At 63.2% G+C, this 15,738-nt stretch carries 11 protein-coding genes and 1 tRNA gene; 6 read left to right on the top strand and 6 right to left on the bottom strand.

What is annotated here, in order from left to right; genetic code table 11:
• Position 1: 1 nt before the first annotated feature.
• The gene (locus ACWGS9_RS10900) at positions 2-2,062 is read right to left on the bottom strand and encodes an alginate lyase family protein (RefSeq protein WP_454505251.1); all 2,061 of its coding nucleotides are present in this window, start codon (positions 2,060-2,062) and stop codon (positions 2-4) included.
• Between the two features lie 503 nt (positions 2,063-2,565).
• Between ACWGS9_RS10900 and ACWGS9_RS10895 the strand changes: the two genes are divergently transcribed.
• Positions 2,566-2,859: a DUF1330 domain-containing protein gene (locus tag ACWGS9_RS10895; RefSeq protein ID WP_454505250.1), complete on the top strand. Its 294-nt coding sequence runs from the start codon at positions 2,566-2,568 to the stop codon at positions 2,857-2,859.
• 132 nt (positions 2,860-2,991) lie between these two features.
• Here ACWGS9_RS10895 and ACWGS9_RS10890 read toward each other — a convergent pair.
• A tRNA-Val gene (locus tag ACWGS9_RS10890) sits at positions 2,992-3,066 on the bottom strand.
• Positions 3,067-3,182: 116 nt separating this feature from the next.
• The gene (gene cpdR / locus ACWGS9_RS10885) at positions 3,183-3,545 is read right to left on the bottom strand and encodes a cell cycle two-component system response regulator CpdR (protein WP_006199474.1); all 363 of its coding nucleotides are present in this window, start codon (positions 3,543-3,545) and stop codon (positions 3,183-3,185) included.
• A 150-nt stretch (positions 3,546-3,695) separates the two neighbouring features.
• Here cpdR and ACWGS9_RS10880 point away from each other — a divergent pair, with 150 nt between their 5' ends.
• Both ACWGS9_RS10880 and hisN read left to right on the top strand, forming a co-directional pair.
• Positions 3,696-4,652 carry an N-formylglutamate amidohydrolase gene (locus tag ACWGS9_RS10880; protein ID WP_454505249.1) on the top strand — a complete coding sequence of 319 codons (957 nt, stop codon included), beginning with the start codon at positions 3,696-3,698 and terminating at the stop codon, positions 4,650-4,652.
• A 355-nt stretch (positions 4,653-5,007) separates the two neighbouring features.
• Positions 5,008-5,781, top strand: a complete 774-nt coding sequence (gene hisN, locus ACWGS9_RS10875) for a histidinol-phosphatase (protein ID WP_320309677.1) — start codon at positions 5,008-5,010, stop codon at positions 5,779-5,781.
• Between the two features lie 45 nt (positions 5,782-5,826).
• Here the strand turns inward: hisN and ACWGS9_RS10870 are convergent, their stop codons facing one another.
• Complete coding sequence (locus ACWGS9_RS10870; protein WP_454505248.1) at positions 5,827-6,780, bottom strand: alpha/beta fold hydrolase; 954 nt, start codon at positions 6,778-6,780, stop codon at positions 5,827-5,829.
• Between the two features lie 523 nt (positions 6,781-7,303).
• Between ACWGS9_RS10870 and ACWGS9_RS10865 the strand changes: the two genes are divergently transcribed.
• Both ACWGS9_RS10865 and ACWGS9_RS10860 read left to right on the top strand, forming a co-directional pair.
• Complete coding sequence (locus ACWGS9_RS10865) at positions 7,304-7,771, top strand: Hsp20 family protein (RefSeq protein ID WP_320214695.1); 468 nt, start codon at positions 7,304-7,306, stop codon at positions 7,769-7,771.
• A gap of 139 nt (positions 7,772-7,910) precedes the next feature.
• Positions 7,911-8,102 (top strand): hypothetical protein, encoded by a 192-nt coding sequence (locus tag ACWGS9_RS10860; RefSeq protein WP_454505247.1) that lies wholly within the window; start codon positions 7,911-7,913, stop codon positions 8,100-8,102.
• A gap of 326 nt (positions 8,103-8,428) precedes the next feature.
• Here ACWGS9_RS10860 and ACWGS9_RS10855 read toward each other — a convergent pair whose 3' ends face one another.
• Positions 8,429-9,322 (bottom strand): MBL fold metallo-hydrolase, encoded by an 894-nt coding sequence (locus tag ACWGS9_RS10855; protein ID WP_454505246.1) that lies wholly within the window; start codon positions 9,320-9,322, stop codon positions 8,429-8,431.
• Positions 9,323-9,347: 25 nt separating this feature from the next.
• Complete coding sequence (locus tag ACWGS9_RS10850) at positions 9,348-10,397, bottom strand: threonine aldolase family protein (RefSeq protein WP_454505245.1); 1,050 nt, start codon at positions 10,395-10,397, stop codon at positions 9,348-9,350.
• Between the two features lie 492 nt (positions 10,398-10,889).
• Between ACWGS9_RS10850 and gltB the strand changes: the two genes are divergently transcribed.
• On the top strand, positions 10,890-15,614 hold the full coding sequence (gene gltB, locus ACWGS9_RS10845; protein ID WP_454505244.1) for a glutamate synthase large subunit: 4,725 nt from the start codon (positions 10,890-10,892) through the stop codon (positions 15,612-15,614).
• The last annotated feature ends 124 nt before the right edge of the window (positions 15,615-15,738 follow it).

The raw sequence follows: 15,738 nt of genomic DNA, 5'->3' as shown, positions 1-15,738 counted from the left end.
ATCAGGGCCGCCGCCATATCCAGAATGGCGGGATCGCGCAATCCGGATGGAAGATCAGCTTCGTTGCTTCCGGTTGCACGCCTGGAGCCGCAGTTTCGCCGACATGATGCCACGCCAGATCGTCCAGCAAAGGCTTGATGCGCTCCTCATCGAATGTCTCGCCGGGTATCGTGGCCAGGGTGTCGCCGTGTGCCGCCACCCAGCGCAGAGCTGCGACAAGCCCCTGTCCGTCCTTCGTCCGGTACGCCCAGAGATCGTCGCCGACCGAGGACAGGATTCGCGCCAACGCCGTCCAACCCTGCAAGGCAAACATGGCGTAGTGCCTCGGGCGGGTGCGTGACAGTTCCTCGGGCAGGCGGCCGTCGGCCGCGATCTGGGCCGCGATCCTTTCGCGGGCATAGAGTCCCGCCTTCGCAAGTGCTGCGCCGTCACCCAGGAATGCCGCGATGGCCGCCCGTTGCAGATCGAAGAAGACACCGTGATTGTTCAGCCGGTAGAATTCAAACTTCGCGGCCGGCGCGGTGTCCAGCCATTCGCAATATGAACCGAGCCAGGCCCTGACGGCTTGGCTGTCGCGCACGTCCAGCGCTCCGCTTCGCTCGATCAACCTGACGGCGTCGAGAAAGAAGTAGAGGTCCGCGAGTTCGAGGATGCCATATCCAGGGCCTTCATTGTTGTCGCGCCCCGACCGCACCTGCGCATAGCGCATGTTCGGGTTCATTCTGGTCGCGGGGTCCACGAACCATGTCCGGACAAGCCGCGCGGCATGGCTGGCGAAGCGTGGCTCGCCAAGCACGGTCGCCGCCAGAGCAAGCAGGGTGGTGTCGTCGAGAACCCGTTGCAGGCGTGTCCGGTCGTAGGCTTCGCTGCCTGCCGCGAACAATGCTGTGCCGGGGGCGTGTTCGCCGTCGCGCCGGATGAAGGGAAGGCCGTCCGGCTTGCGCGGATCCGGCCACCAATATGGGGCCGGCTGGAAGTAATCGTGCGGATCGCCGCTTGGGGCGCAGCCGCTCTTGTCCATGACGCTGAATGGACCGCGCAGAAGCGCCTGCTCCGCGCAGGCACGCAACTCCCGTCGGACATGCGGGTCTTGGCTCTGGCGCGCGGCGGCGAGCATGTGCTCGTCGTAATAGACCAGGCGTGCCGGATCGAGCTGTTGAACGATCGCCCTGGCGTCGCAGCGGTCGAGCATGCCGACGATCGCCTCGTCGCGCTTGCCCAGCCTGGCCCGGAACCCGGCCCGGCCGATTTCCAGATGCGCACGCCCTGAATCCAGGCGCGCAACCCAGCCCGCATTCTGGAAAAGCCCGGCATCCGCCGCAAGGCGCGGGCGGGGGAAATCCCACGCATCGTCGCGAAACCGGTCCCACGGTCCGGCGACACCGAGCCGCCACAGCATTTCGATCTTCGGCCGGCGCCCATAGCCGTATTGCTCATCGAAGAGCTCGGCCGTATCGCTGCGAAAAATGATCTGCGGCTCTTCCGTCGCGGCCGGCCTGAATGTCTCGTCGAGGACCAGCGCGTTGTCGACGATGCGCGCCATCGGCACGACGACATAGTGAAAATATGGGTTCTGCCCGATCGCCGATCGGATCTCCCGGAAAGCCGGCTGTGTCAGATAGCAATTGCCGTCCCAAGGCATCAGCCATTTGGCACGCCCCCGGGCCAGCTCCAATGCCGCGTTGCGCGCGGTGTTGGCGTTCATCACATAGAGGTTCTTGCGGTGGCGGAGATGCGTTTCGTAACGCGACGCATTCTGCCCACCCGGCCGGTTATCGGCGTTGGTAAACCTGGATTCGTTCGCCACCAGCCCGTCTGTGTTCCAGTGAACTTGCCGATACGCATCGAGTTCGAACGGGATTTTGTGAAAGCTCTGGCCACGGCTTTGCAGGAGATCGACGATGCGCGCCTCCTCTTTGGGGTCGACGATGCGGTTGACGATCCAGAATTTCTCGCAGTCCGGGAACTCAGGTTCATTGTCCAGGATGAACCGGACATTGTCGTATGACTGGCCCTTCCTGTGCCGCGGCTCCAGGTCGTTGCCGATGATGCGGACGAACATGAAGCTGTCCTTCACCGTGGCGGACTGCGACGCCTCATGGGCCTTACGAGCGGCATTGACGCGCTGTCGTGCCAGACGATTGCGAGCCGCCTTGTTTTCAGCCCGTTGGCGAATCCGGGCGAGTGTGGCAAGCGGCGCGCCAGCGCGTTTGCCTGCCCGCTTGAGCTCAAGATAGACGCGCAACCAGACCGGGCGCTTTTTCGGGCCAGCACTCATGCGCCGAGGCTGGCGGCTGGAAATCGCAGTCCGCTTGCAATTGCTGGCCGGCCGAAGAGCAGAGTCTCCATTGGAATTGGAACGATCCCCGAATTTGTGCCTTGCGTAGCCGGTTATCCGGGTTGTGTCACCGTTCTATCGGCAGCGGACCCACAGCGGCTTGCTTCCTAGCGAAGCCTCGGCTCTGGTTTCACGCGATCATGGCAAGTTCGTCACCGGCCATTTGTTGCACATAAACGGCGGCGAGTTCATGGTGTAGGCCTGCAATCATCAGGGAGCACTTCAGCGTGAAGGGATACTGGCTCATCGTCGGAACCGAAATCTCGGACCAGGAGGCGCAGGCCGAATACAGCCGCCTTTGGAAGGCCATCGGCGAAAAGTACCAGGCGCGCACAAACACGACAAAAGAGCCGCCTCTGCTGATTGAGGCGCGCGACGCCGGCCGCATGATCCTGGTGGAATTCCCGTCCTTGGAGATCGCCAAGGCCTGCTACGCCGACCCCGCTTACGAAGAGGCCAAGCGCTTCGCGCTGAAAGCGTCGAATCGCGTGCTTGTGATGTTCGAAGGGGATCTCGGGTAGCAGCCATCAGCGGTGCTGCTGGGGAACCGCTAAACTCGATGTCGACTCGAGGCAGTCATCGCCTGTCCATTTCCAACGGAAATCCAAGCGCAGAGTTCTACGCCAACCGGGTCGTCTAAATTATTGGAAGGATGGTGGGCGTGACAAGGATTGAACTTGTGACCCCTGCAATGTCAATGCAGTGCTCTCCCGCTGAGCTACACGCCCATCCGAAGCCGCGCATACACCACTTTTGATCCGGCGCGTCAATAGCGGGAATGTGGAAAGACGGCTTCCGTTTGTCGCATCGGTGAAGCGCATCGCCGATGCCTGCCGAAGGTGGCTCAGGCCGCCTGCAGCATCTTCTCGACCTCGTTGACGAGATCGCGCAGATGGAAGGGCTTGGACAGCACCTTGGCGTCCTTGGGCGCCTTGGAATCGGGATTGAGCGCGACCGCGGCAAAGCCGGTGATGAACATCACCTTGAGGTCCGGATCGATCTCGGTGGCGCGGCGGGCAAGCTCTATGCCGTCCATCTCCGGCATGACGATGTCGGTCAGGAGCAGCGAGAAAGGCTCCTCGCGCAGCCGCTCATAGGCGCTGGCGCCATTGTCGAAATCGCTTACCTGGTAGCCGGCGCGTTCCAGCGCCTTGACGAGGAAGCGGCGCATATCGTCATCGTCTTCCGCCAGCAGAATGCGTGCCATCATGTCCCGTCCGAATCACCCGCCCCAAGCCTGCCGCCGGGCAAGGCCGTTAACCATCCTGTATATGAGTCTGCGTCGGTAAACATCAAGTGAATGAAGGGCGTCCCACATCGGGTTCGACATGCGGTTTCGCCGCCTGAAATGCTGGACATGCCGCACGCAAGGTGGCAAGTTTTACGTCATGATGCAGTGCTGTTTCCTGGTTCGTGCAAATTGAAAACGGCAGCCGAGGATTTTTCGGTCGTCCCACCCTTCGAAATCCGATCGGGCGCCGAACAGCGCGTCCCTTTCCTCTTCAACTCACCGCATAGCGGCCGCCACTATCCGGAGCGCTTCCTGGCCATGGCGCGGCTCGACCGCAACGCCATCCGCCGGTCGGAGGACTGCTATGTCGAGGAGCTTTTCGGCGGCGCCGTGCCGCTCGGCGCGCCGCTGCTGGCGGCCAATTTTCCGCGCGCCTATCTCGACGTCAACCGCGAGCCCTGGGAACTCGATCCGCGCATGTTCGCCGAGCCGGTGCCGTCCTTCTGCAACATCCGCTCGGCGCGTGTCGCCGGCGGGCTGGGCACGGTGCCGAAGCTGGTCGGCGAGGGGCTCGATATCTATCCCGGCCGCCTGCCGCTGGCCGAGGCAGTGGCGCGCATCGAGGCGGTGTACAAGCCTTACCACGAGACGCTGAAGCGGCTGCTTACCAGGACGCATGCCAGGTTCGGCTATGCCGTGCTGATCGACTGCCACTCGATGCCGGCCGGCATCCGCGTCGGCGACAATGGCGTGCGGCCCGACTTTATCATCGGCGACCGCTTCGGCATTTCGGCCTCGCCGGCGCTCACCGAAATGGCAATCAGCCTGCTTGTCGGCATGGGCTATACGGTCGCGCACAACAAGCCCTATGCCGGCGGGTTCATCACCGAGCATTATGGCAGGCCGGCGCGGCATCTGCACGCGTTGCAGGTCGAGGTCAATCGCGGGCTTTACATGGATGAGCGGACGTTCCGGAAATCGGCCGGCTTCGACGCGCTGGCCGACGACCTGACCCGCTTCTCGGCCGACCTGATGTCGATGCCCGACCATCATTTCGTCGATCTGCCGCTGGCGGCGGAATGACGGCGCGGTCGGCGCGCCGAGTTATCTATACGCAATTCCGGACGGAAAACCGCTTCACACTTTTCCTGGAATTGCTCGAAAAAAAGACCGCATCGTTTTCACGACACGGTCGAAGTCTAGGGAGGAAACGCCCAAGGAGGGCATGGACAGGAAAACCTGTCCGATAACAAAATTATTGTGCGGCGCACAAATGTCAATCGACATCAGGCCTTTTTAATTCAATATGATGTGGAAATTCCGCTTCGGCGGCTCAAATGTGGCATTCGGGCAACAGAATGCGGGCGCTTGACTGGTCTTCAGCGCGCCTGTTCTGCGAGAAAGAGCGGCTGGCAAAGGCCGCGATGGGGAGAACGACTTGGATATCAGCCTCGATTTCATGCGGCGCATCGCGCATGCCGCCGCCGCGGAAACCTTGCCGCGCTTCCGCAGCCAGGGGACGGTCACCAACAAGCTGGCGGGAAGCTTCGATCCGGTAACGGAGGCCGATCGCGAGGCCGAGCGCGTGATCCGGGCGCTGATCTCGGCCGAATATCCCGATCACGGCATTCTCGGTGAGGAGCACGGCAGTGAAAACACCACCAGCCGGCATGTCTGGGTGATCGACCCGATCGACGGGACGCGCGCTTTCATCTCCGGCATCCCGGTCTGGGGAACGCTGGTCGGGCTCACCGTCGATGGCGACGCTGTCGCCGGCATGATGTCGCAACCTTTCACCGGCGAGCTGTTCTACGCAAACGCCTCGGGCTCGCATTTCGAAGGACCGGGCGGCCCGCGCAGGCTCGCGACGCGCAAGACGACCGAGCTCGCGCAAGCGACGCTGTTCACGACCACACCCGCCTTGTTCAAAGGCGATGCGCGCAAGCGCTACGACCAGTTCGAGACAAAGGTCCAGCTCGCCCGCTACGGCACCGACTGCTACGCCTTCGCCATGCTGGCGGCGGGCAGCGTGGATATCGTCGCCGATCCGGGCTTGAAGCCCTACGACATCGTCGCGCTGATCCCGATCATCGAGAAGGCCGGCGGCGTCATCACCACTTTCGAAGGCGGGCCGGCGGAGAAGGGCGGCGACATATTGGCGGCGGCGACGCCGGAACTGCATGCCGCGGCAATGGCCGCGCTGCGCGGTTGATCCACGGCGCCCAGACGGCCGGCCGCGGCCGGACGTCGATCGCGATCAGGCCTCGCCGGTGCCGGGAATGAAGGCGTCGAAGGCGGCCAGGAGCTGCTCGCGGTAGATGTCCTTCTCCTGCAGGAGCTCGTGTTGCGCGCAGTCGATCATCAACAGCGAGCCGACACGCAGTTTCCTGGCATAGGCTTCCACCGCCCTGGTCGAGACCACCCGATCGGCGCCGGCGGCGACGATCAGCGTCGGCACCTGGACCCTTGCCATGAAATCCGAATCGCTGACGGCTTCCGCTGCCCCGGCGGCGGCTTTCAGCCAGCGGATGGTCGGGCCGCCGAGGGCGAGGTGCGGCCAGGCCTCGTAGATCCCGACATTGCGCCGGTAACGCCCGGGATCCGTGGTCACCTTGTTCACCTCGAAAGGCGGCGGCAATTTCGGCCGTGGACCGAGCGCGGCATAAAGCCTGCCGAGACCCAGCGCGCAGAAGACCGCGCAGATGCGCCGCACCGTGCTTGTCGAAACCGGCAGGTCGGGCACGGCGAGGAAAGGCGCCAGCAGCACCATGCGCCGCACGCGGTTGACCATCGACGGCGAGGCAAGCAGCGCAATCACGGCCCCGGTCGAATGGGCGAGGATATAATAGGGGCCGCGGCAGTCGGGCAGCACGATCTCCTCGAAGAATTGTTCGAGGTCGCGCGTATAGTCGCGGAAGCTGCGGACATAGCCGCGCTGGCGGTCACGCAGCAGGCGGCTGGAATCGCCCTGGCCGCGCCAGTCGAGGACGGCGACGCCGAAGCCGCGATCGGCGAGGTTGCGGATGGTCTCGAAATATTTCTCGATGCATTCGTTGCGCCCGGTCAGCAGGACCACCGTGCCCTGCAGCGGGCGGGCGACAGCGGCAAAGACGCCGTACCGGATCTTCTTGCCGTCGGATGTGGTGAAGAAGCCGCCCGCGGCATTCTGCGGCGCGGGATTGTCCTCGGTGTGGTGGAAAAGATCCGTCATTCGGCGCGTCGTTGGTTGCTGCTTGCCCGGACGGGCGAGGCGTCGGCATGGTGATAGACGGCCAGGCGGCAAAAGCAAAGGCGCTGCGAGGATTTACGCGACGCGGCTGCCGTGAAACGGGTAAGGCCGGAAGTGCCTGCGGCGCTCTTCCGGCCTCTGTCGATCCGGGAGGAAGGGACGTTGCACCCGGCTCGGCCTCGTCACGGCGCCGGGATCAAGGCGCCGCTTGTCTCTCTGTCTTGGCGCAGTTCCGGACGGAAAACCGCTTCACGCTTTTCCTGGAATTGCTCGACCTTGGCTGAGCTTAGCGACGCCAGGCTGAACGGATGCCGAAGCCCGAGTTCATCTGCCGTTCATCAACATGGCGGTTTTGCGCCGGTCAAAAACCTTGAAATGGCTTTTTCCGCTTCCCAAATGAAGGGTGCGGCCGCCGATGTCGGGGCCGCTGGCCGATCCGGAACGCCTTTCGAGGGTTTCGCACCGGGTCATGCGCAAACCATGTTGCTCAACAGGAGAACACATCATGCGTCACGTTGATTTTTCCCCGCTTTATCGTTCGACCGTCGGCTTCGACCGGCTGTTCACCATGCTCGACTCGCTCGGCCAGCCCGAGACCGCGCAGACCTACCCGCCCTATAATATCGAGCGCACCGGCGAGAACGCCTACCGCATCTCGATGGCCGTTGCCGGCTTCTCGGAAGACGAGATTTCGATCGAAGCCCACCGCAACGTGCTGACCGTCAAGGGCGAGCGCAAGGAAGAGAACAACGGCGAGGGTTCGGAGCTGCTTTATCGCGGCATCGCCTCGAGGTCCTTCGAGCGCCGCTTCCAGCTGGCCGACCATGTCGAAGTGGAAGGCGCCACGCTGAAGAACGGCCTGCTCTTCGTCGACCTCAAGCGCAATATTCCCGAGGAGCTGAAGCCGCGCAAGATCGCGATTACCCAGTCCTCGGACAAGGCCAGGCAGATCGAAGCCAAGGCCGCCGCGTAACCCGCGGGCTCCATCCAAGACCCAAATCTCCCTCCCGAGACGAAAGCGGCGCCGAGAGGCGCCGCTTTTCATTGTGCCGTAGGATCGCTTGGGCGCTGGGTCCAGCCTCGCTGGTGCGTTCGATGCCGGACATCTGGCGATGTCCTCGCTTGCCGTGCTGCCGGCCTTGCTCGGCATGTGGCAGGGGCAGATGTTGCGCCAGACGATCGGTCCGGCGATCCTCCGCCGCTGGTTCCTGATTTTTCTGATCCTCCTCGCCAAGTTCCCCGACACAGGGATTTTGAAAGGTTGCCGTTTGTCTTGGTACAAGATTTTCCGTTCATTTCCGTGAAATCAGTGCAAACGACGGGGATTGGTTGAAGCCGCCCCAACGTCGTCATTCTATGGCGGAGCAAGGAGCGAAGCGACGCGCGCAGACCATAGAATCCATTCCGTGACTTCGAAGCGTTGCTGCGGTGCAGAATTCTGCTCCGCAGCGCCTTCGATCAAGGCCACGGCATGGATTCTAGGGTCTACGCGGTACGCTTCGCTTCCCGCTCCGCCCTAGAATGACGACGGGGTGAGCGTTTCGGCCAATCTCCAAGGCATGCCACCTGCTAACGCAAACAGAGCCGACCGGTCAAAACCCCTGTGCAGTGCCACTAGCTGCAACACACCTTATTGGCCATTTGCCGCGATCACCGCCTCGATATTCTGTCGGTGAACGGCTTCGTATGGCGCGAAATACGCGGTCGCCGTCGTGGCAAATATGTCGGCGCCGAAGGTCTTCAGATCTTGTTTCGCCAGGCCTGGGTCTTGCCGGCAGGAAAGCAGCTTTCGAACATAGGCTTCAGTCGCGGTGATGAAGCTTCTGTCGTAGCCGCCTGCTTCGATTGCCTGCAAGGAACCGTGGTTGGGCAGGATCCGATCGAACTGCCAACCGGCCATGCGCTCCAGGTCGGTCAAATGTTCGCTCAGGCGTTCCGGTTCCGAGACATAGGTGATGGAGTCTTCCAGCGTGTCGCCCGCCAGCAGCAGGCCGGCGTCGGGCATCAGCAGCACCGTGCCGTCATGGCTGTGGATCTCGACCTGGCGCAGTTCGACGTGGATCGCTCCGACCGTCAGGCCGAGGCTGTTCTCGAATAGCCTGTTGGGCGGTACGAGCGGCTTGATGGGCGGACTACCGCCTTCGATCTCGGCCCGGCCGCGTTCAAGCGCCGAGGCCGTGAGGCGGTTGGCGATGATCTCGCAATCCACGAACACCTCGTTGCCGGCGATATGATCGTCATGCCAGTGGCTGAGCACGACGCGTATCGAAGTCACACCCATGTCTTCAAGCGTCCGCCTGATGAAGCGGGCGTGGGTGAGCGAAATATGCGTGTCATAAACAAGCGCCTGCGATCCATCGACGATGGCATAGGTGCAAATGCCGAGGGTATAAGCGCCGTCGTCGAGCCAATTCGGCTCGTCCGACCAGATGCGAACGCCATCGATGCGGCCATCGTAGAAGCCCAGGACGTTCGGCGCCGGACGAACCAGCCGCATTGTCGAGCCGAGAGACGGTTTGGTCATCAGGCTGCTCCCGGTTGCCGGACACTCAGCCAAGCAAGTGACCGAGACGGTCGATCTCTTCCGTCGTGGTCGCGAAGCTGGCGACGAATCGGTAGATCGCTTCATTGTCGCCGAGGTGCCCGTCGAAGCCCTGCGGCATGCCCCATTCGTAGAACTTGGCGCCGGCCGCCTGCAGCTTCTCCGCCGTCGCGCGGCCGAGGATGGCGAACACCTCGTTGGCCTGCGGCAGCCAGGCGAGCTTGCCGGCCGGCGCATCCTCGATCGTCTCCGCCAGATGCGCGGCCATCGCATTGGCGTGCCCGGCCATCTTCAGCCACAGATCGTCGGTGAGATAGGCTTCGAACTGGGCCGAGATGAAGCGGGCCTTGGAAAAAGTCTGCCCGGCGCGTTGGCGCAGCAGGCGCAGGTCGTTACCGACGTCCGGATTGAGGACCACGACCGCGTCGGCCATCCAGCAGCCGTTCTTGGTGGCGCCGAAGGAGATGAGGTCGACGCCGCTCTTCCAGGTCATTTCGGCCGGGCTGACGCCTGTCGCGGCAATCGCATTGGCGAAGCGCGCGCCGTCCATATGCAGCGGCAGCTTGTGGCGGTGGCTGACCTCGGCGATCGCCTTGACGTCGTCGACGCTATAGACCGTGCCGACCTCGGTCGCCTGGGTGACGCTGACCGCCATCGGCTGACCGGCAGGGGCCAGATCCTGCGAATAGCGCTTTATGGCCCGGTCGAGGGCCTCCGGGTTCATGCGCCCCAGCGGTCCGGGGACCGGCGCCATGCGCGCGCCGCCGGTATAGAAGCCCATCGCGCCAAACTCGTCGACATTCATATGCGCTTCGGAATGACAAAGCGCGATGCCGCCGATACGGTTCAAGGCAGCCATTGAAAGCGCGTTGGCCGCGGTGCCGGTCGCGACGAAGAAGACCTGCACCTCGCGCTCGAAAATCTCGTTGAAGCGACGGTAGACGACGCGGTCGAGGTCGCCGTCGCCATAGGCGACAGCTGTGCCGGCGGCATGGCGCGACAGGTTGGCCGAAATATCGGGGTGCACGCCCGCCCAGTTGTCGGATGCAAAAAACATCGAGGGATCCATATCGTGATTGGCAAAAGCGGCGCGACTTGATCGCTTCGTCAGGCGAAGCGCAAGGGCCAATCACTGGCAAAGCGGTAAAGCCAGCCGGCCACCTTCAAAAGGCCCGGACCAAACCTTGCGTTTCCAGCGCTTGTCCCGAAATTTTGTGTCGCGGCGCCGCCAAGATTTTTGTGAATCAGTCTTGTGTGCCTCCCCGATTTCTGTCATAAAAAATTTAGGACAGTAGTGCTGTCTTATTTTGTCGCACAAAACAGGCTGGACTGGCGTATCATCACTGGCCATTCCGGCCATTGTCGCGAGCGGCGGGTAGACGGCCCGGCTCTGACCTGTACGATACCGGATGCGAACCGGGCGTATAGCCGTATGGTTCGGTAGATTTCGCGAGACGTGCAGCAGGATCAAGGGGAAGCGTTGTGCTTCCCAAGGCAAACCGGCGCCCTGAAATAGTCAGGGCCAAGGTGGAGAACGGAGGATAGGACGATGACGGAACTGACGCCATCTGCGATCGACGGCCAGGCCGCGCAGACGAAAGCGGCAGCCGTTAAACGTCCAACCCGTGCTATGGCCAGCGGCATGACCGCGCAGGGCCTCTACGATCCGCGCAACGAGCATGACGCCTGCGGCGTCGGCTTCATCGCCAACATGAAGGGCGTGAAGTCGCACCGGATCGTCGAGGACGGCCTGGCGATGCTGGAGAACCTCACTCATCGCGGCGCGGTCGGCGCCGACCCGCTGGTCGGCGACGGCGCCGGCGTGCTGGTGCAGATCCCCGACGGCTTCTTCCGCGAGGAGATGGCCGCCAAGGGCGTCGAACTGCCGCCGGCCGGCCAATATGGCGTCGGCCACTGGTTCATGCCGCAGGACGCGTCGCTTCGCGCCCACATCGAAGAGATCATCGCCGAATCGGCGCAGTCGGAAGGGCTGCCGCTGATCGGCTTCCGCGACGTGCCGGTCGACAATTCGTCGTTGTCGAAGGCTCCGGATATCGTCGCGTCGGAGCCGTTTCATCGCCAGGTGTTCATCGGTCGCACGCCGGACATCACCGACGATGAGGAATATGAGGCTAGGCTTTACCTGCTGCGCAAGGTGATCTCGGGCCGCATCTATGCCGAGAACGACAACAAGGACATCGGCGCCTATTGCGTGTCGCTGTCGGCGCGCACCATCGTCTACAAGGGCATGTTCCTGGCCTACCAGGTCGGCGCCTACTACAAGGACCTCAACGATCCGCGCTTCGAAACAGCGCTGATCCTGGTCCATCAGCGTTTCTCGACCAACACTTTCCCGTCGTGGAAGCTGGCGCATCCCTATCGAATGGTCGCGCATAATGGCGAGATCAACACAGTGCGCGGCAACAACAACTGGATGGCGGCGCGCCAGGCCTCGGTCGATTCCGAACTGTTCGGCAACAACATCTCGAAGCTCTGGCCGATCTCCTATGATGGCCAGTCGGACACCGCGTGTTTCGACAACGCGCTCGAGTTCCTGTTCCAGGGCGGCTATTCGCTCAGCCACGCCATGATGATGCTGATCCCGGAGGCCTGGGCCGGCAACAAGCTCATGGACGCGGACCGCAAGGCTTTCTACGAATACCATGCGGCCCTTATGGAGCCGTGGGACGGGCCGGCGGCGGTGGTGTTCACCGACGGACGCCAGATCGGCGCCACGCTCGACCGCAACGGCCTGCGCCCGGCGCGCTACATCGTCACCGATGACGACCGCGTCATCATGGCTTCCGAAGCCGGCGTGCTGCCGGTGCCGGAAGAGAAGATCGTGCAAAAGTGGCGACTGCAGCCGGGCCGCATGCTGCTCATCGACCTCGCCAAGGGCCGCATTGTCTCCGACGAAGAGATCAAGTCGGAGATCGCGACAAGGCACCCCTACAAGACCTGGCTGGCCAACACGCAGCTCATCCTCGAAGACCTGAAGCCGGTCGAGCCGCGCGCGCTGCGCAAGGATGTCAGCCTGCTCGATCGCCAGCAGTCCTTCGGCTACACGCAGGAGGACACCAAGCTTTTGATGGCGCCGATGGCGACCACCGGCCAGGAAGCGGTCGGTTCGATGGGCACCGACACGCCGATCTCGGCAATGTCGGACAAGTCGAAGCTGCTCTACACCTATTTCAAGCAGAACTTCGCCCAGGTCACCAACCCGCCGATCGACCCGATCCGCGAGGAGCTGGTGATGAGCCTGGTGTCGTTCATCGGGCCGCGGCCGAACATCTTCGATCTCGTCGGCACCTCGCGCCGCAAGCGGCTCGAAGTGCGCCAGCCGATCCTGACCAATGGCGATCTGGAGAAGATACGCTCGATCGGTCATACCGAAGATCGTTTCGACACCAAGACGATCGACATCACCTACGGCTCGAACGAAGGTGCAGCCGGCATGCAGGGCGCTATCGACCGGCTCTGCGAGCGGGCGGAGGCGGCGGTCGCCGGCGGTTACAACATCATCATCCTGTCCGACCGCCAGGTAGGGCCGGACCGCATCGCCATTCCTTCGCTTCTGGCGACGGCGGCCGTGCATCATCATCTGATCCGCAAGGGCCTGCGCACCTCGGTCGGCCTCGTGGTGGAGTCCGGCGAGCCGCGCGAAGTGCATCACTTCTGCTGCCTCGCCGGCTATGGCGCGGAGGCCATCAATCCCTATCTCGCCTTCGACACGCTGCTCGACATGCACAAGCGCGGCGAGCTGCCGGAAGAAGTCGACGAGTACGAGGTGGTCTCGCGCTACATCAAGTCGATCGGCAAGGGCATCCTCAAGGTGATGTCCAAGATGGGCATCTCGACCTACCAGTCTTATTGCGGCGCGCAGATCTTCGACGCCATCGGGCTCAAGTCGGATTTCGTCGAGAAGTATTTCACCGGCACGGCGACGCTGATCGAAGGCGTCGGCCTGGACGAGATCGCCACCGAGACGCTCAGCCGCCATAGCGACGCCTTCGGCGGCGATCCGGTGCTGCGCAACAACCTCGAAGTCGGCGGTGAATACATGTACCGCATGCGCGGCGAGGCGCATATGTGGTCGCCCGATGCGGTCGCCAGCCTGCAGCACGCCGTGCGGCAGGGCTCATGGGATACGTTCAAGGACTATTCGGCGCAGATCGACAGCGCGACCGCGCGCGCCCAGACCATCCGCGGCCTGTTCAAGATCAAGCTGGCGGAGGAGACCGGCGGCAGGAAGGTCGCGATCGAGGACGTCATGCCGGCGGCCGAGATCGTCAAGCGTTTCTCGACCGGCGCGATGTCGTTCGGCTCGATCTCTCGCGAAGCGCATACGACGCTGGCGCGCGCGATGAACCAGATCGGCGGCAAGTCGAACACCGGCGAGGGCGGCGAAGAAGCCGACCGCTACCTGCCGCTGCCCGGCGGCGGCAAGAACCCGGAACGCTCGGCGATCAAGCAGGTCGCCTCGGGCCGGTTCGGCGTCACGGCGGAATATCTGGTCAATTCCGATGTCATGCAGATCAAGGTCGCGCAGGGCGCCAAGCCCGGCGAGGGCGGTCAGCTGCCTGGACACAAGGTCGATGCGACCATTGCCAAGGTCAGGCACTCGACACCCGGCGTCGGGCTGATCTCGCCGCCGCCGCATCACGACATCTATTCGATCGAGGATCTGGCGCAGCTGATCTACGATCTGAAGAACGTCAATCCGGCGGCCGATGTCTCGGTCAAGCTGGTGTCGGAAGTCGGCGTCGGCACGGTCGCGGCGGGCGTCGCCAAGGCGCGCGCCGATCACATCACCATCTCGGGCTATGACGGCGGCACCGGCGCTTCGCCGCTGACATCGCTCAAGCATGCCGGCAGCCCCTGGGAAATGGGCCTCGCCGAGACGCATCAGACGCTGGTGCTCAACGGCTTGCGCAGCAGAGTGGCGCTGCAGGTCGACGGCGGCTTGCGCACCGGGCGCGACGTCATCATCGGCGCGCTGCTCGGCGCCGACGAGTTCGGCTTCTCGACCGCGCCGCTGATCGCGGCCGGCTGCATCATGATGCGCAAGTGCCATCTCAACACCTGTCCGGTCGGCGTGGCGACGCAGGACCCAGTGCTGCGCAAGCGCTTCAAGGGCGCGCCCGAGCATGTCATCAACTTCTTCTTCTACGTGGCGGAAGAGGTGCGCGCGCTGCTAGCCGAAATGGGCTTCACGCATCTCGACCAGATCATCGGCGACAGCGATCTCCTGGAGAAGCGCGACGTCATCCAGCACTGGAAGGCGCGCGGACTCGACTTCTCGAAGATGTTCTTCAAGCCGGACGCTCCGCATGAGGCCCTGCACTGGACCGAGCGGCAGAAGCATCCGATCGACGACGTGCTCGACCGCAAGCTGATCGAGGCGGCAAAGCCGGCGCTCGAAGCCAAGCAGCCCGTCATCATCGAGCTGCCGATCCGCAATGTCGACCGCTCTGCCGGCGCCATGCTGTCGGGAGAAGTGGCCAAGCGTTTCAAGCACAAGGGCCTGCGCGAGGATACGATCCAGGTGAAGCTCACCGGCACGGCCGGCCAGTCCTTCGGCGCCTTCCTGGCGCGCGGCGTCTCGTTCGAACTGGTCGGCGCCGGCAACGACTATGTCGGCAAGGGCCTGTCGGGCGGCCGCATCGTCATCCGCCCGCCGGAAGAATCTAGAATCGTCGCGGCGGACTCGATCATCGTCGGCAATACGGTGCTTTATGGCGCGACCGAAGGCGAAGCCTATTTCGCCGGCGTCGCCGGCGAGCGTTTCGCGGTGCGCAATTCGGGCGTGGCCGCCGTCGTCGAAGGCGTCGGCGATCATGGCTGCGAATACATGACCGGGGGCATCGTCGTCGTGCTGGGAAAAACGGGGCGCAATTTCGCGGCCGGCATGTCGGGCGGCGTCGCCTATGTGCTGGACGAGAAGGGCGATTTCGCCGAGCGCTGCAACATGGCGATGGTCGAGCTCGAGCCGGTTCCGGAAGAGGACGACCTGATGGAGAAACTGCTCCATCACGGCGGCGACCTCGACCACAAGGGCCGCGTCGACGTGTCGGGCGACATGACCAGCCATGATGAGGAAAGGCTCTACCAGCTGATCTCGAACCACGTTCATTTCACCGGTTCGGTGCGCGGCCGCGAGATCCTCGACGACTGGCAGAACTTCCGGCCGAAATTCCGCAAAATCATGCCGGTGGAATATCGCCGCGCGCTGATCGAGATGGAACGCATGCGCATGAGCGTGGCGGCGGAATAGGTTTCGGGCATGGCCGGGGAGATGACTTTCCGGCTGGCATCCTCACCAACAATCCTGACCTCAGAGAGCATGACCCCGAAAAGTGGGGACCGGTTTTCGGCGAAGGTCATGCTCCAACAAGGTG

This window comes from Mesorhizobium sp. Arg314 (genome assembly GCF_053714275.1).
The sequence above is the reverse complement of the archived record's forward strand: the minus strand, read 5'-3'. Positions and strand labels throughout refer to the sequence as shown.

Coding starts and splice junctions, on each gene's coding strand:
- ACWGS9_RS10880 (WP_454505249.1), top strand. CDS start 3,696: ATGCCGCACGCAAGGTGGCAAGTTTTACGTCATGATGCAGTGCTGTTT.
- gltB (WP_454505244.1), top strand. CDS start 10,890: ATGACGGAACTGACGCCATCTGCGATCGACGGCCAGGCCGCGCAGACG.
- ACWGS9_RS10870 (WP_454505248.1), bottom strand. CDS start 6,780: ATGACGGATCTTTTCCACCACACCGAGGACAATCCCGCGCCGCAGAAT.
- ACWGS9_RS10855 (WP_454505246.1), bottom strand. CDS start 9,322: ATGACCAAACCGTCTCTCGGCTCGACAATGCGGCTGGTTCGTCCGGCG.
- ACWGS9_RS10900 (WP_454505251.1), bottom strand. CDS start 2,062: ATGTTCGTCCGCATCATCGGCAACGACCTGGAGCCGCGGCACAGGAAG.
- ACWGS9_RS10860 (WP_454505247.1), top strand. CDS start 7,911: ATGTCCTCGCTTGCCGTGCTGCCGGCCTTGCTCGGCATGTGGCAGGGG.
- ACWGS9_RS10850 (WP_454505245.1), bottom strand. CDS start 10,397: ATGTTTTTTGCATCCGACAACTGGGCGGGCGTGCACCCCGATATTTCG.
- cpdR (WP_006199474.1), bottom strand. CDS start 3,545: ATGGCACGCATTCTGCTGGCGGAAGACGATGACGATATGCGCCGCTTC.
- ACWGS9_RS10865 (WP_320214695.1), top strand. CDS start 7,304: ATGCGTCACGTTGATTTTTCCCCGCTTTATCGTTCGACCGTCGGCTTC.